The 22,169-nt window shown below is 52.7% G+C and carries 23 protein-coding genes; 11 read left to right on the top strand and 12 right to left on the bottom strand.

What is annotated here, in order from left to right:
- Positions 1-479: 479 nt before the first annotated feature.
- The 5 genes from umuC to NYE85_RS13115 all read right to left on the bottom strand — a co-directional run bounded on the left by umuC (position 480) and on the right by NYE85_RS13115 (position 4,650).
- Positions 480-1,742 carry a translesion error-prone DNA polymerase V subunit UmuC gene (gene umuC, locus NYE85_RS13135; protein WP_259006320.1) on the bottom strand — a complete coding sequence of 421 codons (1,263 nt, stop codon included), beginning with the start codon at positions 1,740-1,742 and terminating at the stop codon, positions 480-482.
- A gap of 171 nt (positions 1,743-1,913) precedes the next feature.
- On the bottom strand, positions 1,914-2,330 hold the full coding sequence (umuD, locus tag NYE85_RS13130; protein ID WP_259005209.1) for a translesion error-prone DNA polymerase V autoproteolytic subunit: 417 nt from the start codon (positions 2,328-2,330) through the stop codon (positions 1,914-1,916).
- A 161-nt stretch (positions 2,331-2,491) separates the two neighbouring features.
- Complete coding sequence (arsC, locus tag NYE85_RS13125; RefSeq protein WP_259005208.1) at positions 2,492-2,917, bottom strand: glutaredoxin-dependent arsenate reductase; 426 nt, start codon at positions 2,915-2,917, stop codon at positions 2,492-2,494.
- Positions 2,918-2,940: 23 nt separating this feature from the next.
- On the bottom strand, positions 2,941-4,230 hold the full coding sequence (locus NYE85_RS13120) for an arsenic transporter (RefSeq protein WP_259005207.1): 1,290 nt from the start codon (positions 4,228-4,230) through the stop codon (positions 2,941-2,943).
- 66 nt (positions 4,231-4,296) lie between these two features.
- Entirely contained in the window at positions 4,297-4,650 is a 354-nt protein-coding gene (locus NYE85_RS13115) for a metalloregulator ArsR/SmtB family transcription factor (RefSeq protein ID WP_259005206.1), read from the bottom strand.
- A gap of 165 nt (positions 4,651-4,815) precedes the next feature.
- Between NYE85_RS13115 and NYE85_RS13110 the strand changes: the two genes are divergently transcribed.
- From NYE85_RS13110 to NYE85_RS13100, 3 genes are all read left to right on the top strand, one after another.
- Positions 4,816-5,334: a hypothetical protein gene (locus tag NYE85_RS13110; protein ID WP_259005205.1), complete on the top strand. Its 519-nt coding sequence runs from the start codon at positions 4,816-4,818 to the stop codon at positions 5,332-5,334.
- Positions 5,335-5,343: 9 nt separating this feature from the next.
- Positions 5,344-5,793, top strand: a complete 450-nt coding sequence (locus NYE85_RS13105; protein WP_259005204.1) for a DUF421 domain-containing protein — start codon at positions 5,344-5,346, stop codon at positions 5,791-5,793.
- A gap of 184 nt (positions 5,794-5,977) precedes the next feature.
- The gene (locus NYE85_RS13100) at positions 5,978-6,469 is read left to right on the top strand and encodes a ferritin-like domain-containing protein (RefSeq protein ID WP_259005203.1); all 492 of its coding nucleotides are present in this window, start codon (positions 5,978-5,980) and stop codon (positions 6,467-6,469) included.
- 252 nt (positions 6,470-6,721) lie between these two features.
- Here NYE85_RS13100 and NYE85_RS13095 read toward each other — a convergent pair whose 3' ends face one another.
- From NYE85_RS13095 to NYE85_RS13080, 4 genes are all read right to left on the bottom strand, one after another.
- A complete protein-coding gene (locus NYE85_RS13095; protein ID WP_259005202.1) occupies positions 6,722-7,414 on the bottom strand; it encodes a DUF421 domain-containing protein in 693 nt (230 codons plus the stop codon).
- Positions 7,415-7,511: 97 nt separating this feature from the next.
- Positions 7,512-8,366, bottom strand: a complete 855-nt coding sequence (locus NYE85_RS13090) for an SDR family oxidoreductase (protein ID WP_259005201.1) — start codon at positions 8,364-8,366, stop codon at positions 7,512-7,514.
- A 36-nt stretch (positions 8,367-8,402) separates the two neighbouring features.
- Positions 8,403-8,696, bottom strand: coding sequence for a hypothetical protein (locus tag NYE85_RS13085; RefSeq protein WP_259005199.1), 294 nt, complete (start codon positions 8,694-8,696; stop codon positions 8,403-8,405).
- 82 nt (positions 8,697-8,778) lie between these two features.
- Positions 8,779-9,261: a ferritin-like domain-containing protein gene (locus NYE85_RS13080; RefSeq protein WP_259005198.1), complete on the bottom strand. Its 483-nt coding sequence runs from the start codon at positions 9,259-9,261 to the stop codon at positions 8,779-8,781.
- 182 nt (positions 9,262-9,443) lie between these two features.
- On the opposite strand from NYE85_RS13080, the gene NYE85_RS13075 reads away from it, so the two are divergent.
- Complete coding sequence (locus NYE85_RS13075) at positions 9,444-10,007, top strand: host-nuclease inhibitor Gam family protein (protein ID WP_259005197.1); 564 nt, start codon at positions 9,444-9,446, stop codon at positions 10,005-10,007.
- Positions 10,008-10,055: 48 nt separating this feature from the next.
- Here NYE85_RS13075 and katE read toward each other — a convergent pair whose 3' ends face one another.
- The gene (katE, locus tag NYE85_RS13070; RefSeq protein ID WP_405050670.1) at positions 10,056-12,329 is read right to left on the bottom strand and encodes a catalase HPII; all 2,274 of its coding nucleotides are present in this window, start codon (positions 12,327-12,329) and stop codon (positions 10,056-10,058) included.
- 256 nt (positions 12,330-12,585) lie between these two features.
- On the opposite strand from katE, the gene NYE85_RS13065 reads away from it, so the two are divergent.
- Together NYE85_RS13065 and NYE85_RS13060 are read left to right on the top strand one after the other, a co-directional pair.
- Positions 12,586-13,695, top strand: a complete 1,110-nt coding sequence (locus NYE85_RS13065) for a YbdK family carboxylate-amine ligase (RefSeq protein ID WP_259005196.1) — start codon at positions 12,586-12,588, stop codon at positions 13,693-13,695.
- Between the two features lie 106 nt (positions 13,696-13,801).
- Positions 13,802-13,978, top strand: coding sequence for a hypothetical protein (locus tag NYE85_RS13060; RefSeq protein WP_259005195.1), 177 nt, complete (start codon positions 13,802-13,804; stop codon positions 13,976-13,978).
- A gap of 11 nt (positions 13,979-13,989) precedes the next feature.
- Here the strand turns inward: NYE85_RS13060 and NYE85_RS13055 are convergent, their stop codons facing one another.
- The gene (locus NYE85_RS13055) at positions 13,990-14,877 is read right to left on the bottom strand and encodes an AraC family transcriptional regulator (RefSeq protein WP_259005194.1); all 888 of its coding nucleotides are present in this window, start codon (positions 14,875-14,877) and stop codon (positions 13,990-13,992) included.
- A 113-nt stretch (positions 14,878-14,990) separates the two neighbouring features.
- On the opposite strand from NYE85_RS13055, the gene NYE85_RS13050 reads away from it, so the two are divergent.
- From NYE85_RS13050 to NYE85_RS13040, 3 genes are all read left to right on the top strand, one after another.
- On the top strand, positions 14,991-15,815 hold the full coding sequence (locus NYE85_RS13050) for an oxidoreductase (RefSeq protein ID WP_259005193.1): 825 nt from the start codon (positions 14,991-14,993) through the stop codon (positions 15,813-15,815).
- A 190-nt stretch (positions 15,816-16,005) separates the two neighbouring features.
- A complete protein-coding gene (locus NYE85_RS13045) occupies positions 16,006-16,599 on the top strand; it encodes a SatD family protein (RefSeq protein WP_259005192.1) in 594 nt (197 codons plus the stop codon).
- A gap of 2 nt (positions 16,600-16,601) precedes the next feature.
- A complete protein-coding gene (locus NYE85_RS13040) occupies positions 16,602-17,375 on the top strand; it encodes a DUF3307 domain-containing protein (protein WP_259005191.1) in 774 nt (257 codons plus the stop codon).
- Between the two features lie 30 nt (positions 17,376-17,405).
- Here the strand turns inward: NYE85_RS13040 and mgtA are convergent, their stop codons facing one another.
- Positions 17,406-20,105 carry a magnesium-translocating P-type ATPase gene (gene mgtA, locus NYE85_RS13035; RefSeq protein WP_259005190.1) on the bottom strand — a complete coding sequence of 900 codons (2,700 nt, stop codon included), beginning with the start codon at positions 20,103-20,105 and terminating at the stop codon, positions 17,406-17,408.
- Positions 20,106-20,174: 69 nt separating this feature from the next.
- Here mgtA and NYE85_RS13030 point away from each other — a divergent pair, with 69 nt between their 5' ends.
- Both NYE85_RS13030 and NYE85_RS13025 read left to right on the top strand, forming a co-directional pair.
- The gene (locus NYE85_RS13030) at positions 20,175-20,387 is read left to right on the top strand and encodes a hypothetical protein (protein WP_259005189.1); all 213 of its coding nucleotides are present in this window, start codon (positions 20,175-20,177) and stop codon (positions 20,385-20,387) included.
- A 395-nt stretch (positions 20,388-20,782) separates the two neighbouring features.
- The gene (locus NYE85_RS13025; RefSeq protein ID WP_259005188.1) at positions 20,783-22,168 is read left to right on the top strand and encodes a CoA transferase; all 1,386 of its coding nucleotides are present in this window, start codon (positions 20,783-20,785) and stop codon (positions 22,166-22,168) included.
- Position 22,169: the final 1 nt, after the last annotated feature.

Below are 22,169 nucleotides of genomic sequence, written 5' to 3'. Positions count from 1 at the left end.
AAAATTCGGTTTTAGCAGACAGTAAATACAGTGTACGCACTTTCAGCTCCTTGCTCACGTTAGTTTCTGCTATTACATTAACAAGCCATTGATATTTTATGAATTACCGACCCACATTAAATATATCTTTTTTATTGCACGACAATAGCAGGAAAACACTCAGTAACCACAGGTTAATTTTTGGCGTTCAGGTAAATGTGTATACTGTATTCACCGTAAGATAATCGCTAAATCTCAGATTACCGAAGGTTTAAAAATTAAATTATGGTAGTTCATAACAACCTAATTAAATTATAAAGCAAACCTACAGTAGTTTTACCGATTTATGCCCCATTCACTCTGGGGCTTTTTTATGTTATTAGCAAACCCTTCGCCCAGCGTTGAGCAGCCTTCCCTGATGATTTTGAGGACTGATTCCCTGCCACAGTCCAGCGGTGGCCTGTATAACATGCCGCTAGGTCAGAACATCCCTAAGCGCGCTATTTGACACGCAGCAAATCTGAATACCGCGTGGTATACGCCGGCGACAGCATATCGCGCTTCATCTGCCACGGTTTGACAATCCCCTGCCCGGCAAACCACACCCGCCCTCGCCCTTCCTGATTTAATTTATCCAGCGCCGCCATCAATTGGCCGCTATTGCGGCGCGGCGGGTGCTCGTCAAACAGGTCGATTTGCGCCATCGCCGACTCGCTGAAATCCCCCAGCATCACCCCGCCCTTCAGATAGCGACATCCCTCACGCCAGATTTCATCCAACGCCCGTACCGCCATCGCGATGATATCGCGGCTGTCATTGCTCGGCATCGTCAGCCGTGCCGTCGCCAGGTTACTGTAATAACCTTCGCCGGCGGCATGCGGGCTGGTTTTGATAAATACCGATACGTTGCGGCAAAAGCGTTTTTCGCCACGCAGCTTTTCCGCGGCACGCTCCGCATAGCTGCAAATCGCCTCACGCATATGCTGATAGCACGTCAGGCGATGGCCAAACGAACGGGAACAGACAATCTGCTGTTTGGTCGGCGCGACATCTTCCCAATGCAAACAGGATTCCCCACGCAGTTCACGCACCGTACGTTCCAACACCACGCTAAACGTTTTGCGGATCAGTTGCGTATCGCAGTCCGCCAATTGCAGCGCATTTTCAATGCCCATGGTCTGCAACTGCCGCGTCAGGCGGCGGCCAACGCCCCACACCTTGCTCACCGGTAATAACGCCAGCAACTTACGCTGGCGCAGCGGATCGGAAAGGTCCACCACTCCTTTGGTTTGCCCCCATTTTTTGGCCGCATGATTGGCCAGTTTGGCCAGCGTTTTGGATGGCGCAATGCCCACGCCCACCGTCAGGTGGGTTTCTCGTTTGATCCTATCGCGCACCGCCCGACCAAACTCTGCCAGCGGTACGCCGTTGCTCATGCCATCCAGCTTTAGGAAGGCCTCGTCCAGCGAATAGATTTCTACCGCTGGCGCCATCGCCTCCAGGGTATCCATCACACGCGCCGACATATCGGCATACAACGCATAATTGGAAGAAAACACCGCCACATTCAGCCGCTGCGCTTCCTGTCGTATTTTGAAATACGGCGCCCCCATCGGGATACCCAGCGCTTTGGCTTCGGCGCTGCGGGCGATCACACAGCCATCGTTATTGGAAAGCACGATTACCGGCTGCCCTCGCAAATCCGGGCGGAAGATGGTTTCACAAGATGCATAAAACGAATTCACATCCACCAGAGCAAACATGATGATACTCACAATAATTGCTGTATATAGATACAACGTAGTTATGTCACAAGCGCGATCGCGTCATCTGTTAAAAAATGGCGGGAAATGCCAATGCTCAAGGCCAAACTCCGCCCAAGCAATAGGCTGCAATATGACGTTTGCACCATCAATCATGGCCATGGCGTCAATTCACCGCGCCGCGTAGACGATAAACGTCACCACGCCAAAGATTTCCAGCGTTGCATCTTCGGTCAGGATAATCGGCGCATAGGCCGGGTTCATGGGTATCAGTTGCCGCGTGGGGTGTAACTGCAATCGCTTGACGGTGAATTCGCCGTCGATGGCGGCAATCACGATATTTCCGTGCTCAGGATGAAGTGCGCTGTCGACCACCAACAGGTCGCCGTCATGAATATTGGCATCGATCATCGAACTGCCGCTGGCGCGTACAAAATAGGTGGCGTTAGGATGCCGCACCAGCAGCTTGCCGATATCCAACCGCGACTCGACATAGTCCTGCGCCGGGGAAGGAAACCCGCAGGGCACGCGCTCGGCAAACAAGGGGAAAGCAGATTCTGCTGCTTTTTCATTCAGTTTGATAAACATTATCCGGCACCTCTAACACTGTTTTTATATACAGTATTAGAGGTGCCGACCGGGATCAAGCGGCAGATAAAGAAAAGCCATTATCAGGCTGAAGACGCAGGGAATTTAATTCAGCACCGGGGTCACCCCTGTGCAACCCCCTTGCCATACCGCAGCATGGTTTACCTCACCCGCCGCCCTTGCGCGTCAATCACCACTTCGCCATCTTCCTTGCTGAACGGCCCTAACTGTGCATCCGGTAAAATATCCAGCACCGCCTCTGACGGACGGCATAACCGGGTGCCCAGCGGCGTGACCACAATCGGGCGATTAATCAGGATCGGATGTTGCAACATAAAATCGATCAGCTGCTGATCGCTCCAGCTATCCTGCGCCAAATCCAGTTGCTGGTAAGGTTCGACGTTTTTACGCAGCAAATCGCGCACCGATATGCCCATTTGACTAATCAACCCGATCAGTTCATCACGGCTTGGCGGCGTTTCCAGGTACAAAACGACCGTTGGCTGTACGCCACTGTTGCGGATCAGCGCCAGCGTATTGCGTGACGTACCGCAGGCCGGGTTATGATAAATCGTTATATTGCTCATAAACGCTCTCACCTCTTTCTCTGTTATCGCGCAACGGACAGGCGCAGCGCCAAAGCGGCCAGCGTGACAAACAGCACCGGCAATGTCATCACCACCCCCACGCGGAAATAGTATCCCCAGGTGATGTTGATGTTTTTACGGGACAGCACGTGCAGCCACAGCAACGTCGCCAGGCTGCCTATCGGGGTGATTTTCGGCCCGAGATCGCTGCCAATCACGTTAGCGTAAATCATGGCTTGCCTGACCACACCGTCGGCAGTGCTGCCGTCGATCGACAGCGCGCCAATCAGTACCGTCGGCAGGTTGTTCATCACCGACGACAGAAAGGCGGTAATAAATCCGGTACCGAGCGTTGCGGCCCACAGGCCGCTATCTGCCAGACGATTGAGCACGGCAGAAAGCAAGTCGGTCAGCCCTGCATTACGCAGGCCGTAGACCACCAGATACATCCCCAACGAGAAAATCACGATTTGCCATGGGGCGCCGCGCAGCACTTTGCCGGTGTTGATCGCCTGGCCTTTTTTCGCGATCAACAATAAAATCAATGCGCCAACCGCGGCGACCAGGCTGACCGGAACGCCATGCGGCTCCAAAGCGAAGAAACCGACCAGTAACAACAGCAACACGCCCCAACCGGCGCGGAACGTTGCTAGATCGCGAATCGCCTGCGCTGGCACCTTCAGCCGTGCGACGTCATAACGGGTCGGAATGTCCTTGCGGAAAAACCAGTGCAGCATGGCCAGCGTCGCAACAATGGCCACCATATTCACCGGTACCATCACCGACGCATAGTCGTTAAAGCCCAGCTTGAAGAAGTCGGCCGAGACGATATTAACCAGATTGGAGACGATAAGCGGCAGACTGGCGGTGTCGGCAATAAAGCCGGCCGCCATCACGAAGGCTAACGTCGCCGCCGGGCTAAAGCCCAGCGCCAGCAGCATGGCGATGACGATCGGCGTCAGGATCAACGCCGCGCCGTCATTGGCAAACAGCGCAGCAACCGCCGCCCCCAACAGAATGATATAGGTAAACAGCCAACGCCCTTTGCCGCCCCCCCAGCGGGCAACATGCAGCGCTGCCCATTCAAAAAAGCCGGACTCATCCAGCAACAGGCTGATGATGATTACCGCAATAAACGTGGCCGTGGCATTCCAGACGACGTGCCACACCACCGGTATGTCACCCACCTGCACCACGCCGCTCAGCAAGGCCAGGGCAGCTCCCAATAAAGCACTCCAACCAATGCCCAGTCCTTTGGGCTGCCAAATCACCAATACAATGGTCAGAATAAAAATTGCGCCTGCCAGCCACATGGGGCCTCCTTGTGACACGCTGAAAATATATGGAATTTCATATGTTATAAATCGCACTCGCCATCGTTACAGGCAGATCGCACGGCTATCAGCTAACGCACCACTGGCAGCCAGTTGCCTGGCCAACTGCGTCACCCGTTCCTGCTGACTGAGATAGGCCTGCTCGATAATATGTGCCGCCCACGCCGGCATATGCGGCGAAAGACGATAGTAGATCCACTTGCCTTCCCGTCGGTCCTGCAGCAACTCACTGGCGCGCAGCATCGCCAAATGGCGGGAAATTTTAGGCTGGGATTCGCTCAATGCGGCCGAAATCTCGCACACACACAGTTCCCCGGCGTGCCGCAACAGCAGCACCATGCTCAGCCGAGTATCGTCTGAAAGGTTTTTGAACAGCCGTAAAGGTGTCAGCGTTGTCATAATGGCCTCAGGTTGTTGCTCGCGCCTATCATATTCCGGTGGGGCAACAAGTCAACAAAACATATGAAAAAACGAATGTGTTGACTTGACCGTTGGCGAACCCACGTTTACCGCTGCGTAATTACGCTAAACTTGTTATTCCATGCAACCACGCCTGGAGGTTGAATGACGCTCCCGATAAAAAACGAAAAGCAAAGCCGACAAACGCCGGTAACAGAAGATATACCGCTGTTACGTTTGTCATGGTTCCTGGAAAAACTGGGTTATGCGCTGATGTTCTCGGTGGTGGGCGCCGCCCTGGCCGGCGTGTTTGCCGACGGCGTGTTGAGCAACACCCGACAGGAAAACCCTAACGGCACCCTCACCGTTGACTATCAGCGCTTCGCACGCCAAGGTGCGCAAAGCCAGTGGTGGGTAAAAGTGAAAGATGACGGTGATGGTCCGCTCACCTTGACGGTATCGGACAGCCTGACGGCAAGCTACCTGATAGAAAATATCCAGCCGCAATCGGTACAGGTCACGCAGCGCGGCAATCAGATCCTGTTCAGCGTGCCGGATGACGATCGGCAGCAATGGCACACATTCAGTCTCACCTTACGCGCCCAGGCTTGGGGACGGTTCAGCGCCAGCCTCGCGCATGGTGAGGCTCCTCCTATCGTTATTCACCAATGGATTTACCCGTGAGGAATCGCTATGGACATTGTTTTCCGCGCTACGGCTATCTATATGATTCTGTTTATTGTATTGAAAATCGCCGGCAGCCGCACCTTGTTGCAAATGACCTCTTTTGATTTCATTTTATTGTTGATTATCAGCGAGGCCACACAACAGGCCATGTTACCGGACGACTTTTCGGTCACGGCAGCTTTTATTACCATCATCACATTATTTACCATCGATATTATTTTCTCATTGATAAAAACATATATCCCTTTAGCCGATAAGTTTCTGGATGGCTCACCGGTAATTCTGGTAGAAAACGGCAAAATACTGCGCTGGCGGCTAACCAAATTGCATTTGACCATTGATGACATCCTGGAGGTGGCACGTAACAAACAGGGTATAGAGGATGTGGAGAAAATTAAATTTGCCATCATGGAAAAAAACGGTGACATATCCATAATCCCACAGCAGCAAGAATAAAATTGCGGTTTAAATAGTTAACAAAGAAAGTTTTTTAAGATTATTCCCAAACCATGGTGCGCAAGAAAATCTGCCTCCTGCAAGGCGGCAAGAATGGCTAGCATCAGCTAAACTTAATTATTGAGCATGTGATTAATGTTCACAACGTAGCATCACACCGAAATAACCAAATAGGAGTGTCACTATGTCAATTAAAACGTTGAAGGATTTATTCATTCATGCACTATCGGATGTCTACAGCGCCGAAAAACAGATCACAAAAGCCTTGCCTAAATTAGCGCGCGCCGCCAGCTCGGAAGATTTGGCCAATGCGTTCAAAGCGCACCTGGAAGAAACCCAGGGGCAAATTGAGCGGCTGGACAAGCTGGTGGAAAACACACCGGAAGTACGCATAAAGCGTATTAAATGCCTGGCGATGGAGGGATTGATCGAGGAAGGCCAGGAAGTGATTGATAGTGTTGAAGCGGGCGCAGTGCGTGATGCAGGCCTGATTGCTGCGGCACAGAAAGTTGAACATTATGAAATTGCCACCTATGGCACCCTGTGTGCGCTGGCAGAACAATTGGGCTATACCACGGCGAAAAAACTGTTAGGCGAAACGCTGGAAGAAGAAAAATCAACCGACAGCAAACTGACCCTGCTGGCAGAGAAGAAAGTGAATCAAAAAGCCGCCTAAACAGGCTTATCTTCCCGGTGGGAAAACAGGCCGGTTCTTACCGGCCTTTTTTGTATTTTGTTTTCGGAGGCGACACTGTTATTGGAGGGTAAACCATGCGAGACCAACAATCTGAAACAGCCAGGGAAAAGTCCTCAAAAACCGGCATGAAGGGGCCACGCCCCTATTACGCTTATATTATTGGCGTTATTGTGGTCATTCTAGCCATCATATACAGTATAATGTATTGGTAATATATTCCTGACAGGGACGTCAGGTAATACGTTTTTCTTTACTGGCCACGGTCCACTTTTTAGACTGGCAACGTGGGCAAATAAAATCGTCGCCTTTTTTCAAAAAACAGGTATGACTGCAACAAGTACATGAATAGTAATTATCATTTTCGATGGCATTACAACACTCAACCATGGAAAATGGCAGCACCGACAAACCTGGTTTGACATCTTCGTCCTTGTAAAAATAGACGCTAAGATTGCCATCTATCTCCAATATCGCCAGTCTGACCTGCCCAAGATGATCAATGCCCTTCTCTCTCAACTCCATAATAAACTCTTCATAGGCAAAACTTTGTTTCTTGGTATTTTCCCAATGCAGCACACCTTCTTTAACCAATAAAATCGGCTTGCCCTCCAATTTAATCTGCAAGCGTGTGCTTTTATTAATCAAGGTGGTAAAAAATCGATACAGCCCGGTAATGGTAATAAACGTGACGATCACCGGCAGTAGCGGCGAATCCTGGTTAAGCGCTACATCGCCGGCCGCCGACCCCAGGGTCAGAATGATGATCAACTCGAACAGGGTCATTTGCTTAACGCCACGCCGCCCCACCCAGCGCAGGAAAATATAGGCCAGGAAAAAGGTAAACACCGAACGAAACGCCACTTCAAGCAGATAGGTGTACGGATAATCATTGATTGCAATTCTATTGAAATCAAAAACTTTCATACGCTAGCCCCTTGGTAGGTAAAGGTTATGCTGGAAAGCGTCGTTTTCGGGCACAAAAAAGCCCGGTTTTGAGCGCAGACCGGGCCGAGAGGGGCAATTAGCCGTTCAGGATCATCCCGCCGTTGATATGCAGCGTTTGTCCCGTCATGTACGACGAATCGCTGCTTGCCAGATACACATAGGCCGCAGCAAGTTCCGAGGGCTGTCCAGGGCGTTTCATCGGCGTATCTTTACCGAACTTGGCCACTTTATCTGCGCCAAATGAGGCGGGAATGAGTGGCGTCCAGATCGGCCCCGGTGCCACGGAATTGACGCGGATCCCCCGTTCGCACAGCTTCAGCGCCAGCGAACGCGTAAAGGCGGTGATCGCACCCTTGGTCGCCGAATAGTCAATCAGATCGGGATTGCCGTGATAGGCCGTCACCGACGAAGTGTTGATGATCGCCCCGTCCCTGGGCAGATATTCCAATGCCGTCTGGGTAAGCTTCACCATGCTGAAGAAATTGGTGGCAAAGGTTTTTTCCAATTGTTCTTCGGTGATCATCTCCGGTTGATCGACCGGGTGTTGTTCGCCGGCGTTATTGACCAGAATATCCAGCTTGCCGAAGTTGGCGATGGTTTTCGCCACGATTTGCTTCACGAAGCTATTATCTCGCAGGTCGCCCTTCAGCAGCAGGATTTCCCCGCCGTACTTCGCCGCACAACGCTTGGTTTCTTTAGCGTCTTCATCTTCATCCAGATAAACCACCGTTACCTTTGCCCCTTCTTTCACATAGGCAATGGTTGCCGCTCGCCCAATACCGCTATCACCGCCGGTAATGATCGCCACCTTCCCTTCCAGTTTACCGCCGGCGCGGTACGCCGGATCGTCATAGACCGGTTCAGGCAGCATTTCATTCTCGAAGCCCGGCTGTTCGTCTTGATGCTGTGCAGGTTGGTTTCTCTGTTCCATGTCGCCTCCGTTGTATCGTTAGCCAATGAAATTGGGTTACTTTTCCTGCTGATAGGGGATCTCAGCGTTGCTTTGCCTTTTGTCAGATTTCAAGGCAATGATATTTCTTTCTCGGTCGTACTTTTCAACCTGACACAGCGTCTTTTCGCCGTTAATTTCCAATTCTATTTCGTCCCATTCACCTAATGAGCTCAATATCTTGGCAATTTCCGGCGACTGCTCGCAGTGGATAAGAATACTGCCCTTACAACTGCCGTCCATGGGATGCGGCGGTGGTAATATCTCGGCACCTAAGATGATCTTATTTTGATACCTCACAACATCAGCCATGATATTTCCTCGCTAGTTTTCGATTAAATATCTAAGGATGCATTAAGCATTTCTTTGCTTCTGTTCTGGATAAGAGAAACGTTTATTTCTGATTTAAATAAGCCTTTGTGATAGATGGCATATTTTCCAGCAACCAGTCGGCCATCGCCTGTTCCTGCTTGAGAATCTTTTCCAGTACCAATTGGGTTTCATAGTCTCCCACCAATTCGGCAGCGGCGATCAACGTGGTATAGGAAGCAATCTCCATATGCTCAAAGACATAAGAGCTCATGGAGCCCTTGACGATCTCATCCTCGACAAAGAAGCCGCTCAGCGTCTGGCCAAGCGCTACCGCCTTGCCCGCCAGATCCTTCATGCTGGACGTGGAGGTATCCAGCCGTTCGATACAGCTCTTCAGCTGTTGTTGCTGCTGTCTGGTTTCTTCCAGATGCTGAATCACACGGTTATGCAGCTGTGGGTAATCCTTGACGCGATCTTTCATGCCGTTAAGCATGGTTTCCGCCTGTTCTTCCATGGCGTGTGCATCGCGCAGCCAGTCGATGAAGTGGTCTTTTAAATCGCTCATTATATTCTCCCGTGCATTTAGGATGAAAAAGCAGAATTATTTCACCTCACCCAGATAACTTTAGTAAATCATGCTAAATATTCCAGTCAGGTTAATGAAAATTACAATTTACACATCTTAAAACAACTCAAACAAATAGCAAATCATCATTTAAGATTATTCTTATAAAAATATATGAATTCATGTTCACAGTGATTATTAAGGTCACTTTTTGTCACAAAGGAAATACCACCATGCATAACCACAGTGAAACATTCAATTTGCAAGACAAACCGAGAAACCGTGATGATATCGCCGATGCGATTAAACGGCTTGGCGAGCTCGGTCGAGAAATGAACACCCTGGAAAACGAGCTCAATGAAAAAATAAGCCAGTTGACCGACCGCTATATGACCAGCATTAAGCAGACCAAAACTCAGTATCAGAAGCTCTATCAGGATATCGCCATCTGGTGTGAGGCCCATAAGGAACGGTTGTTAACGGACGATGGCAAAAAGTCCGTCAATCTGATCACCGGTGAAGTAAAATGGCGTATCCGCCCACCCGCGGTGATTGTCAACGATCCCCAACAGGCGTTGGCCGCGTTGAAACGTTTTGGCCTCAATCAATTCATCCGCACTCGGGAAAGTATTAACAAGGAAGCTATTTTACATCAGCCGGAACAGATTAAAGGCATTGCGGGCATTACCATCCTCGAAGGTCAGGAAGATGTCATTGTCACCCCTTATGAAAAGGCGCTCGATTAACTCTCACGGGCAGCATGGCGTCAAACACCGTGCTGCCCGCCAGAAACGCTACGCGGGGATCGTCGCCGCTTTGTCACTGCGGCTCCATACCCGGTGTGCGGCCAGCGCCTGAATAAAGCGCTCCACCATCTCACCTTTCACTGCCCTGGCCTCGATGATGCCCTCTTCTGCCTGCTCATTCCCACGCCACAGCGATTTCAATTGCAGCGCATCGCCGCTCAGGCCAATGACTTTAAGGTGCTTGTAGGCCTCCAACAGATAATGCTGGGCATCGCCGCTGCCAAGCAACGCAGCAGCCGCGCCGTCAGGCACCATTACCGCATCAACGGTAATGGAAGGTGCACCGGCGAAGGTCGCATCGATATGAATCTGCGAACCGTCGCTGCCCTGCAACACACCCTGCGTAGCCGCCAGCAACTTAGCGTGCACGCCGCGTTTTTTCAGCTCTTTGAGGATGGTCAGCAGGTCATTGGACACCACGCCCGCCCCCAATAGCACGGCAACAACGCGGCCTTTGACGCTACCGCCCGACATGGCATACAGGCTCAATGCCGGATCTTTTTGCAGCCCGTTGACCGGTTTCGGTGCGGGTGTTTTCAACACGCCAGACGACAGGGTGATGCCCAGATTGAACGCCACCTTTTTTGCCAATGTGATATCGATATGCGCCAGTTTTTCCACCACACGTTGGCGGATATACGCGCGCGCCACTTTGCCCAGTTCAAACGAGAATGCATCAATGATGTGCTGCTGCTCTACCGGCGTCTGACTCAGCCAGAACAGCCGCGGCTGCGCATAATATTCCTGGAACGACTCACTTCTTTCACGAATTTTATGCGCATCAATCCGCTCAGCATAACTGGCAAAGCCGCCACCGCTAGCCGAAGGTGGCGTTTCGCGCGGCCAGTTGTTGTTGATCGAATTCGGGCTGTAGTTGGCCGGATTGGTGTCGATGTCCATCCGGTGCATGCCGTCGCGTTGCAAATTGTGATACGGGCAGGTTGGCCGGTTAATGGGTATTTCGTGGAAGTTAGGCCCGCCCAGCCGGCTGATCTGCGTATCGGTGTAGGAAAACAGGCGACCTTGCAACAGCGGGTCGTTAGTGAAATCGATCCCCGGCACAATATGCCCCGGATGGAATGCCACCTGCTCGGTTTCGGCGAAGAAATTGTCCGGGTTGCGATCCAGCACCATTTTGCCGACCAGCTCTACCGGTACCAGTTCCTCCGGGATCAGCTTGGTGGCGTCCAGCAGATCAAAATCAAACTTGAACTCGTCTTCTTCCGGGATCAACTGAACCCCAAGCTGATATTCCGGGTAATCACCGGCTTCGATCGCTTCCCACAGATCGCGGCGGTGAAAATCGGCGTCCTTTCCCGCCAGCTTTTGCGCTTCGTCCCACAGCAGCGATGCTTTACCCGCTACCGGCTTCCAATGAAAACGCACAAACGTGGCTTTGCCCTGCGCATTAACCAACCGGAAGGTATGAATGCCGAACCCTTCCATCGTCCGATAGCTGCGCGGAATACCGCGATCCGACATCGCCCAGATTACGTTATGCAGCGTTTCGGGCTGGAGCGAAACAAAATCCCAAAAACTGTCGTGGGCGCTGGCGCCCTGCGGGATTTCATTATGCGGTTCCGGTTTCACCGCATGCACGAAATCAGGAAACTTGATCGCATCCTGAATGAAAAACACCGGCGTATTGTTGCCAACCAGATCGAATATGCCTTCCTGAGTATAAAACTTGGTGGCAAAGCCACGTATATCACGAACCGTATCCGCCGAGCCGCGAGAACCCTGTACCGTTGAGAAACGAACGTAAACCGGCGTTTTTTGTCCTTCATGTTGCAGGAAATCCGCCTTGGTCAGGTGCGCCAGGCTTTTATATAGCTCAAAATAGCCATGCGCCGCCGAACCACGCGCATGCACAATGCGTTCTGGAATGCGTTCATGGTCAAAATGCGTGATCTTCTCACGCATGATGAAGTCTTCCAGCAGCGTCGGGCCACGTGCGCCAGCCTTCAGCGAGTTTTGATCGTCACCAATGCGCGTGCCCTGGTTAGTGGTCAGCGGTTGTCGATCGTCATATTTGCGATTGATCTCCAACGCCTTGATTTTGGCGCTGGCCGGCCCGGTTTTTTTCTTGCTGCCAGGTGCCGTCGGCTCTTTGCCTGGCGCGGTCGGTTTTGAGCTAGGCAAATGTGAATTATCTACCGGCGCCGTATCCCCCAAATGAATCTCATCCGCAGGATTGCCTGCCGATGCCTTTTTCATTCTGGTCGTTTTATCCTGCGGTTTTTCAATAGGTTTTTTCGTCATTGTTCCACCTTGTCCGAACGTTAAGAAATAAAAGCCAACGCAGTTATATTCAGCATTAAAGGGTAGACCAATATTCGTATGCACTCCAATCGGCTAACGCAACGGCAAATAACACCAATGTAACGCTACCATGAGACGGATAAAAAACATAAAACACTGCCACTTAGCGGTTTGGCTACGTTATTTAACCGGATGGCTGGTAATGGGCTGAAAGCACATTATAATTATCAAAAGCGCATTCATTGCGGAGGTGAATATGCCTCGTAAATTCAAGCCTTCTACTCCTCTCAGCATCGGTACGGAAATAGAACTCCAACTGATTGATATTAAAAGCCTCGACCTGTCTGACAAGGCGGCGTTGATAGTTGCGGATATCAATGATAAAAAACACATTAAACACGAATTAACGCGTTCCATGCTGGAAATCAACAGTTCGGTGCATCTTCAGCTGGCTGAATTAAAGCAGGAACTGACCGCCCAGGTGCAGCGTGTACGTGCCGCCGCCCAGCGACACCAGTGCGACGTCACCGGCGGCGGACGCCATCTGTCCAATGACTGGAAAGATCAACAGATTACCAATGCACAGCGCTACAAAAAATTGGCGTCGCGCTTCGGTTATATCAGCAAAATGGCCTGTGTTTTCGGCCAGCATATCCATATTGGCGTAAGCAACGGTGATGAATCGATATATTTATGCCACGCGTTAACGCCCTACTTCCCGCAACTTCTGGCACTCAGTGCATCCTCACCTTATTATCAGGGCGAAGATACGCTATTTGCCAGTTCTCGTTTCAGCGCGCAAAACTCCTTCCCCAACTATGGCTGTATTGAAAAAGTATATTCATGGCAGGAATTTACTGAATATTATGAAACACTAACCGCTGCCGGCGTTATCGAAAGCATCAAGGATATTTATTGGGATGCGCGACCAAAACCGGAGCTTGGCACGGTAGAAATAAGAGTCTGTGACACGCCGTTACATATTAACCACGCGGCAAACCTGGTGGGATATTGTCGCTTAATTGCCCGTTATCTATTGAAAAACCGGCATGAAATCATCCCGGAATATAACGCGTTCTCCATGTACAACAAATTGAATGCCTGCCGTCATGGATTGCAGGCCGATTACGTCGATGCACAAACGTTGCAGCGTTGCAGCCTGGCCGAACATATCCTGACGACGCTGGCTCGGCTTCGCCCAGAAGCCGCTGATGATGAGGAACGCCAATTGCTACAAACGCTTGAACGTTTTGTCTTGCGTGGAGCCAATGATGCGGACAATATTCGCCGCTTGCTGGACAGTGGTTTAACACAGCCGGAAACCATCAAACGCATGTGCGACGCTCTGCTGGTACCAATAAGTTAAGTTTCGGCTATTGATTCCATACGCCAAAGCGTCTGTTCATTATGTGCGCTTCCCCTACAATGTAACTGCATAAAAAAGCCACACCTAACCTTTCTGGGAGCACTCCATGTACAACTTTTCGCGCTATCAGGCCAAAGAACTGGCTTTGGCTTATATGAGCGGTAAACGACATGACCTGTCACCGCAAGAATTCCTGCAACAGCTAAAAAGCACCGAAAAATCGTTTGACCACCTGCTCAAGCACGGTAGTGAACCGCGCGAGGTGCTGGTAAAAAGTTTTTAACCCGGCCAGCGCTACGCCGAATAGCGGCCTGCTTTACGCAATTCGCTGGCGTCCTTTGCCGGCGGCAGGCCAAACAGCCGCGCGTATTCGCGGCTGAACTGCGAGGGACTCTCATACCCCACACTGAACGCTATGCTACCGACATCCCGTTGTTGGGCCACCAGCATATGGCGCGCCTGCTGCAGACGAATGCGCTTTTGATATTGCAATGGGCTGACGCCGGTTACCGCTTTGAAATGCCGGTGCAATGAGGATGGACTCATACCACAATCAGCCGCTAACCGAGTAATTTCAAATGATTGCGTATAATGTTGATTGATCCATTGCGCCGCTCGATGCACCTGTCCCAGTCGGCTGTCAGGCACGGCAATTTGCCGCAGCATCGCGCTCTGCTCGCCTTGCAACAGGCGGTAGAGTATTTCGCGTTCAATCAGCGGTGCCAAGGTCGAAACATCCTGTGGGTGATCAAGTAACCGCAGCAGGCGTACAACCGGATCCAGTAAGTCGGTGTTCAGGCTATGTACGGCGATTGCCGCGTTGGGGCTTTCACCAGTGGTGGCCGGCATGCCAATCGCCAGTGACGCCAGTTGTGCACTATCCAGTTCCAGTCCAATGGCCAGATAGGGCTCGGCTTTAGTGGCGCAACACACCGCGCCGCTCAGCGGCAGCGCCACTGAAGTAATCAGGTAATTCGCCGGATTATACTCAAATACCTTTTCACCCAGCGAAGCGCGTTTCGCCCCCTGCGCCACAATGCAGATCATCGGCTGGTAAACCGCCGGCAACGCTGCGGTCAGACAGTCGGATCGGGACAATATCACTCGCGGGATGGCCGTCATTTCGATCATCCGACGACAATGCCTGTCGATTAAACCACGTAGTTCATCAAGCTGCTGCATATGTCTCTCCACCGCGATTTGCCAGTTTTAGGCAAGAATCAGCCAGTAATTGGCACAACCAACCAGACGATGCCGCGCATACTGGACTCTGACTTTACAGAGAGGAACAGCGTATGAGCAAGACATGGTTGATTACCGGCGCTTCCCGCGGCATCGGTGCCGAAATCGTCAAAGCGGCCCTGGCGGCAGGCGATAACGTGGTGGCGGCAATGCGTAACCCCTCCCCATCGACGCCTGATGGCAAGCAACTGCTGACGGTCAGGCTGGACGTCAGTCAACCCGGGCAGATTGCCCAGGCGCTGGCAGCCGCTAGCGCACGCTTTGGCAGGATTGATATATTAGTCAATAACGCCGGCTACGGTGAACTGGGGTTGTTTGAAGAAATTCCACCGCAGATGGCTGAGCGGCAGTTCGCCACCAATGTGTTCGGTCTGTTTAACGTCACTCGTGCCATATTGCCATTGATGCGCGCCCAACGCGCAGGGATGATTTTTAATCTCTCATCCATTGGCGGTATGGTCGGCGGTGCCGGCGCATCGCTGTACTGCAGCAGCAAATTTGCCGTGGAGGGGTTTTCCGAATCGCTGGCGGCCGAAGTGGCACAGTTCAACATTGCCGTTACGCTGATCGAACCGGGCTATTTTCGCACCGACTTCCTTGATAACCGCTCGGTGCGTTTTGCCGCGGCCAGCATTGATGATTACCATGCCATGTCACAACAGTTCACCGACGGCATGCAACAGCGCAACCATCGGCAAGCCGGCGATCCGAAGAAACTCGCTGATGCCATACTGCAACTCGCGGCAAGCGAACGCCCCCCGATACGCTTTCTCGCCGGCAGTGATGCAGTCATGGTAGCAGAAAATAAAATCGCCACGCTGAGCCAGGAGTTGGCCGCCTACCGTCAGCTTTCCATCAGCACCGATGGTGAATTCTAAACGCCCCAGCCCACCGCCTTGCAGGGCGGTGTGGCGGTTCCCTGCGCTGGCTCTTACGCTGCCAACATCCATTGTAAAACATTCGCCCCTGAATACGAATATTACTTAAATTCGCCTCTAGATACGAATTATTGACAAATTCGCCCCCAGATGCGAATTTATTACTCTCTACCCCCTTGGTTCAATGCCTATGAAAGCACAACTCAGCGTTATTACCGGCGACCTGGTCAACTCACGCCACGTCGATACCGCGCATTACATTGCGCAGTTACGCCATCTGCTCAACCGACTCCAGCAGGAAAATTGGCTACAGCATTTTGATATTTTCCGCGGTGATGCCTTCCAGGCGGTATGTAAACCGCAACATGGCTTGCTGCTGGCGGTGTACCTACGTGTTTCGCTAAAGGCCGGCAATGCCGAGTGGGATGCGCGCATCGCCGTCGGATTGGGCAGCCGCACCGCAAGGGGCGCTGGTTATGGCAGCGCCTTCCTTAATTCTGGCAACGCCATGGACCAGATGACAAAAAGTTGCAGGCTGGCTCTGAAAATTGACAACCAACGCGCCAACGCCATTGTCAGCGATCTGCTACCGATGCTAGATCATACCCTCAGCCGTTTGTCCCAGGCGGAAGCGCAAGTCATGCAGGCGCGCATGTTTGCCGACAGCAATGCGCAGGTGGCAAAAAAACTGCAAAAGGCAGCGTCCACCGTTTCTGCTACGCTAAAACGCGCAGCTTATGAAGAAACCATACGGTTCGTCGAGGCGGTTAACAGGATCATTTAAGTATGGAAATCCCCTACGCTCCTTTGTTGCTGTGGTTGCTGGTGGGCCATGTGATAGCCGACTTTCCGCTGCAACCGCTCAGTTGGGTGCAAGACAAGTCCAGGCATCGCGCCCGTTCGCGCTTATTGGTGTTACATGCGCTGATCCATGGCGTTGTAGCAGCATGGGGGGTCGCCGCCTTTGGCGGGATCTACGGCGGCATAACGGCCGTCGGCGTGCTGGCGGCGCTGCTTTTTATCAGCATTAGCCACTATTTGATTGATTTAATGAAGGTCACGTTGCTGAGGCAGCTGCAGCACGTCGGCGGTTTTTTGCTCGATCAGGGACTGCATCTGTTGATGCTGCTACTACTATGGCTGTCGTTCACGCCAAACGCCTACCCCCTAACCGCCATCGCGGCGCTGCCAGTTACCGGTTGGCATATGGGGCTGTTGGCATTGGCCTATTTATTGATTTATATGCCGATGGGGATTCTGATTGGGCTGTTTCTGGCTCGCTGGACACCACAGATGCCCCCCTCGGCCAAGGCCGACGACGACTCACTATTGCGCGCTGGCAAGCAGATCGGCTATTTGGAAAGGACGCTGATCCTGACTTTTGTGCTGATCGGCCAACTACCGGCCATCGGTTTTTTGCTGGCGGCCAAATCAATCTTTCGCTTTGGTGATTTACGCCAAAGTGATGACAAAATGCGTACCGAGTACGTGATGCTCGGTACGCTGTTCTCATTCACCCTGACCACCATGCTCGGTCTGTTGATCAAGGCATTATGGTAGCCGCCGGGTAACGTACGGCGGCCTTCACCATTAGAGCCATTCACCGAAACGGTGAATATAAAAACGCTTCATCAGCTGTGCAACAACACAGTAGCTGACCAGCGTGGCAACCAGCCATGGGAAGTATTCCCAGGGCAGCGGTTGCAGGCCAACCCACGTGCCCAATGGCGAGAAGGGAATATAAATACCTATCGCCATCACCAATCCGGTCATCAGCAGTACCGGCAACGCAGCGGTACTCTGGATAAACGGAATTTTCTGGGTACGCAGCATATGCACCACCAGCGTTTGCGACAACAGGCCTTCAATAAACCAGCCGGACTGGAACAGCGCCTGATGCTCAATGCTGTTGGCCGCAAACACGAACCACATCAAGGCGTAGGTGGTAATGTCGAAAATCGACGAGGTCGGCCCGATCCACAGCATAAAGCGGCCAATGTTCTTGGCGTCCCACTTGCGCGGCCTGCGCAGAAACTCTTTATCCATCTTGTCCCATGGCAAAGACAGCTGCGAAATGTCGTACATCAGATTCTGAATCAGCAAATGAATCGCCAGCATCGGTAAAAACGGAATGAAAGCGCTGGCGACCAGCACCGAGAATACATTGCCGAAATTGGAACTGGCGGTCATGTTGAGATACTTGATGATATTGCCGAAGGTTTCGCGGCCCTTGATGACTCCCTGTTCCAGCACCATCAGGTTTTTTTCCAGCAGGATGATATCCGCCGACTCTTTGGCAATATCGGTACCGGTATCCACCGAAATACCGACATCGGCATCCCGCAACGCCGGGGCGTCGTTGATGCCATCTCCGAGAAAACCGACGGTGTGACCATTTTCCTGCAACGTTTTCAATACGCGCGATTTTTGCAACGGCGTCAGCTTGGTAAACACGGTGCGCAACTCGACTTCATGCGCCAACTGGCGATCGTCCATTTGCTCGATTTGCGCCCCGGACAGCGGCGTTCCCGGTTCCAGTCCCACATCGCGACAGATTTTGCAGGTAATTACCGGGTTATCGCCGGTTAATACTTTCACCGCCACGCCGTTTTCCTGCAACGCCGCAATGGCCTGCTGAGCGCTCTCTTTTGGCGGATCGAGGAACGTCAACAGCCCTTCGATCACCATATCGCACTCATCGGCCACGCTCAGTGGCAATTTACCGCCCTCTTCCCCCAGCTCGCGCGTTGCCAACATCAGCACGCGAAAGCCGTCTTCGTTATACCGATTGGCCAGCGCCACCAGCGCCGCCCGACGCTCGTCGTCCAACGGCAAAGTCTGCTCGCCGTCCTTCACCCAGGTAGCGATCTGCAGCATTTCTTCTACCGCACCCTTGCAGATCAGCAGCGGTTGCCCATTTTCCTCCCTGACCACGATCGACAGACGACGACGAATGAAGTCAAACGGCAGTTCATCCAGCTTACGGTAACGCCCCAGCGCCTCGATTCCGGGTTTGCCACGGCCAAAACGGATCACTGCCTGATCCATCAAATTTTTCATGCCGCTCTGATGAACGCTATTTAGCCAGGCCAGGTGCAGCACCTGGCCATTACTCGCCCCTGTCACATCCAGATGGTGCTCCAGAATAATGCGATCCTGCGTTAGCGTACCGGTTTTGTCGGTGCACAATACGTCCATCGCGCCAAAGTTCTGAATGGCGTTCAGCCGCTTGACCACCACTTTGCGCCGTGACATGGCAATCGCACCTTTCGCCAGGTTGGAACTGACAATCATCGGCAGCATTTCCGGCGTCAGGCCCACCGCAACTGCCAAGGCAAACAGCGCTGCTTCACCCCAGTCACCTTTGGTAAATCCGTTGATCAGCAGCACCACCGGTACCATCACCAACATAAAGCGGATCAGCAACATGCTGACGCTGTTTACCCCGCGGTCAAACGCAGTTTGCGAGCGACTGCCGACGATAGATTTCGCCAATGAACCAAAGTAGGTTTTGCCCCCGGTTGCCACGACCACCGCCGTGGCCGTGCCGCTGGCAACGTTGGTACCCATCAGGCAGACGTTGGCCAGTTCCAGCAGTTGGCTTTCGTTGGTGACGTCCGTGTCGCAGGACTTTGGGCTAACGTTGCCGAGAACGTCGTACTTTTCAATCGGGATCGCTTCGCCGGTCAGGATCGCCTGGCTGATGAACAGATCGCGAGAGGCCAGCAAACGCACGTCTGCCGGTACCATATCGCCGGCTGATAGCTGAATGATATCGCCCGGCACCAGCTCGCGGATCGGAATTTCCATCGTCAGCGCCTGACTGCTGAAACTGCTGCGACGCAACACCGTCGCGGTAGTGCGCACCAGGGATTTCAGCGTCTCGGCGGCCTTATTGGTACGGTATTCCTGCCAGAAGCGCAGCAGACCGCTGAGCGCTACCATGATTAAAATGATGATTACGCCAGTGAGATCGGTTTCTTCACCGTGCCGGGCGGGTAACCAGTAGTCGGTAAAGAAACCGATCGCCGCCAACGCCATCAGTACGAAAATAAATGGATTGTTGAACGCGCTGACCAGTTGTACCAATGCGTGCGGCGCTTTTTCATGCGCGACCTGATTCGCACCAAAATGTCGCAACCGCTCTTGCGCATCCTCTTGCGTCAGGCCAATACGATTGCAATTTAAATTCGCCAGGGTTTGGTCAAGGCTGTTTGCTGCCTCTTGGGCGATGACATAGGTTTCGCAGCCTTTATTATGGCGGCGAGTCTTGTGATTAATATAGGACATAACGCTATTCTCTTTATTTATTACACGCGCAGGCACATCCCGCCCGAATAATAGGTGTCTTACACAGAGATGAACTTTTCTTTCGCGATATTAACGGCGATATTGCACGTTAAAAAACGAATTAATAACGGTTCTGGGATGATCGTCCATGACGCCTCCTTATCACCAGGTACGGTGAATAACGCAAGATCGGCTACTCGGCAACGCCCCTACGGCGCAGCCGCCATCACGCCGAGAAAACTCAGCGTCGAGGCGCAGGCAGGCCTGGAGGAAAAAGACTAAAGCGGAACAGTGTCATAATAATGTCCGAATTGAACCTCCCAATACCGTACGGCACTGGGCAGAATGAAAATATTCGGGGATGCACGACTCAGAAAACTGGGAGGGTGCCGCCCGCCGGTTAGGCAAGCAGCAAAATCAGAAGAGATTGTTCAGCTTGCCTTATTGATGTTATCGCAACTAAAACTGTCCAATTAATTTCTCCTGTGAAATTTTGAGCGGATTATAATGACGTAAACCAATACTGTAAAGCTTAAATTATTAAACGAAATATAAACCCAATAAATAATTTAACAAAGTATTCCGGCGACCATGAATAATAGTGGCGGAGTCATAGCAGCCATTGACGCAGTGGACTACGCTATGCGCATACCCCTTTTCAGCCGTAGGAGCATCCGATGAATACTCTGACGCATACGCTGCTCAATGACATCTGGCAAAGTCTGGGCCATACAGAAACCCCGTTCGGCCAAGTGACCGTGACTGGCATTGGCGAACTAGGCTCGGAGTTTCCAGTGACCGAACTCGCCACCGCCTGCTGGGCCGCCGCCGGGCTGAGTTGCGCTCGCCTGCTGCAACAGCGTTACGGCAGCGTGCCGCAGGTGTATGTCGATCGGCGTTTGGCGTCATTGTGGTTTGGCTGGACTCTGCGCCCCGTCGGCTGGACGCTGCCGGCGGTCTGGGACCCGTTGGCCGGCGACTACGCCACCTGCGACGGCTGGATCCGCCTGCATACCAATGCCCCGCAACACCGTAAAGCCGTGGAGCAGGTTTTGGGCCAACACCACGACAAAAGCTCGCTGGCGGCGAGCGTGGAAAGCTGGCAGAAGACCTCACTGGAACAGGCGGTCATTGACGCCGGCGGCTGCGCGGCGGAAATGCGCACTACCGAACAATGGCGGCAGCATATACAGGGGAAAAGCGTGGCCATGGAGCCGCTGATCCATCAGTCGCTGCAAGCGCAAGCCGGCAAAGCGGATTGGCCGCTACCAACCGCACGGCCATTGCAGGGGATACGCGTGCTGGATCTGACGCGCATTATCGCCGGTCCGGTGGCGACCCGCTTTCTCGCCGGCCTTGGGGCCGACGTTTTACGCATCGACCCCTACGGCTGGGACGAACCCGGTGCGGAACACGAAGTGACGCTAGGCAAGCGCTGCGCTCGCTTGAATCTGCACAATACGCACGATCGCGCGACCTTCGAGCAGTTGTTAAGCCAGGCCGACGTGCTGGTACACGGCTATCGCGCCGGCGCGTTGGAAAAGCTGGGCTACGACACCGAACAACGGCGCAGACTGTCTCCAGGGCTGATTGACGTCTGCCTGAATGCCTATGGCTGGAGTGGCCCCTGGCGCAGCCGTCGCGGCTTCGACAGCCTGGTGCAAATGAGTTGCGGACTGGCGGCGGAAGGCATGGTCTGGAGTACCTGTGATATGCCACTGCCGCTGCCGGTACAGGCATTGGATCACGCGACTGGCTACATGATGGCCGCCGCAGTACTGGAAGGAATGTGCCAGCGGCTGGCGCGAGGCACCGGCTACAGCGCCCGACTTTCACTGGCGAAAACCGCGCAACTGCTGTTTGACAATCCGCATCCGCGGCATCACGTGCTTGCCCCGCTGCAACCGGCACAGCTGGAGGACGAAAATCCAGAGATGGAACTGACGACCTGGGGAGCAGCGCAGCGCTTGCAGGCTCCGCTACGGCTGGAAGGTACCGCGCTGCAATGGGCGCTGCCGGCGAATGCGCTAGGCAGCGCAAAGGCCGAATGGCTGCGGCGCTGAA

The organism is Serratia sp. AKBS12 (assembly GCF_024793895.1).
Taxonomy (GTDB): Bacteria; Pseudomonadota; Gammaproteobacteria; order Enterobacterales; family Enterobacteriaceae; genus Serratia_F.
Note: the sequence above shows the minus strand (reverse complement) of the source record. Positions and strands in the feature narration are given on the sequence as shown.

Bases quoted from the DNA above. Each gene is read 5' to 3' on its own strand.
- umuD (WP_259005209.1), bottom strand. From the start codon at position 2,330: ATGTTTATCAAACTGAATGAAAAAGCAGCAGAATCTGCTTTCCCCTTG.
- NYE85_RS13030 (WP_259005189.1), top strand. From the start codon at position 20,175: ATGAACTTTTCTTTCGCGATATTAACGGCGATATTGCACGTTAAAAAA.
- NYE85_RS13025 (WP_259005188.1), top strand. From the start codon at position 20,783: ATGAATACTCTGACGCATACGCTGCTCAATGACATCTGGCAAAGTCTG.
- NYE85_RS13100 (WP_259005203.1), top strand. From the start codon at position 5,978: ATGTCAATTAAAACGTTGAAGGATTTATTCATTCATGCACTATCGGAT.
- mgtA (WP_259005190.1), bottom strand. From the start codon at position 20,105: ATGTCCTATATTAATCACAAGACTCGCCGCCATAATAAAGGCTGCGAA.
- umuC (WP_259006320.1), bottom strand. From the start codon at position 1,742: ATGTTTGCTCTGGTGGATGTGAATTCGTTTTATGCATCTTGTGAAACC.
- NYE85_RS13110 (WP_259005205.1), top strand. From the start codon at position 4,816: ATGACGCTCCCGATAAAAAACGAAAAGCAAAGCCGACAAACGCCGGTA.
- NYE85_RS13080 (WP_259005198.1), bottom strand. From the start codon at position 9,261: ATGAGCGATTTAAAAGACCACTTCATCGACTGGCTGCGCGATGCACAC.
- NYE85_RS13115 (WP_259005206.1), bottom strand. From the start codon at position 4,650: ATGACAACGCTGACACCTTTACGGCTGTTCAAAAACCTTTCAGACGAT.
- NYE85_RS13120 (WP_259005207.1), bottom strand. From the start codon at position 4,230: ATGTGGCTGGCAGGCGCAATTTTTATTCTGACCATTGTATTGGTGATT.
- NYE85_RS13050 (WP_259005193.1), top strand. From the start codon at position 14,991: ATGAGCAAGACATGGTTGATTACCGGCGCTTCCCGCGGCATCGGTGCC.
- arsC (WP_259005208.1), bottom strand. From the start codon at position 2,917: ATGAGCAATATAACGATTTATCATAACCCGGCCTGCGGTACGTCACGC.
- NYE85_RS13090 (WP_259005201.1), bottom strand. From the start codon at position 8,366: ATGGAACAGAGAAACCAACCTGCACAGCATCAAGACGAACAGCCGGGC.
- NYE85_RS13045 (WP_259005192.1), top strand. From the start codon at position 16,006: ATGAAAGCACAACTCAGCGTTATTACCGGCGACCTGGTCAACTCACGC.
- NYE85_RS13095 (WP_259005202.1), bottom strand. From the start codon at position 7,414: ATGAAAGTTTTTGATTTCAATAGAATTGCAATCAATGATTATCCGTAC.
- katE (WP_405050670.1), bottom strand. From the start codon at position 12,329: ATGACGAAAAAACCTATTGAAAAACCGCAGGATAAAACGACCAGAATG.
- NYE85_RS13040 (WP_259005191.1), top strand. From the start codon at position 16,602: ATGGAAATCCCCTACGCTCCTTTGTTGCTGTGGTTGCTGGTGGGCCAT.
- NYE85_RS13085 (WP_259005199.1), bottom strand. From the start codon at position 8,696: ATGGCTGATGTTGTGAGGTATCAAAATAAGATCATCTTAGGTGCCGAG.
- NYE85_RS13055 (WP_259005194.1), bottom strand. From the start codon at position 14,877: ATGCAGCAGCTTGATGAACTACGTGGTTTAATCGACAGGCATTGTCGT.
- NYE85_RS13075 (WP_259005197.1), top strand. From the start codon at position 9,444: ATGTTCACAGTGATTATTAAGGTCACTTTTTGTCACAAAGGAAATACC.
- NYE85_RS13060 (WP_259005195.1), top strand. From the start codon at position 13,802: ATGTACAACTTTTCGCGCTATCAGGCCAAAGAACTGGCTTTGGCTTAT.
- NYE85_RS13065 (WP_259005196.1), top strand. From the start codon at position 12,586: ATGCCTCGTAAATTCAAGCCTTCTACTCCTCTCAGCATCGGTACGGAA.
- NYE85_RS13105 (WP_259005204.1), top strand. From the start codon at position 5,344: ATGGACATTGTTTTCCGCGCTACGGCTATCTATATGATTCTGTTTATT.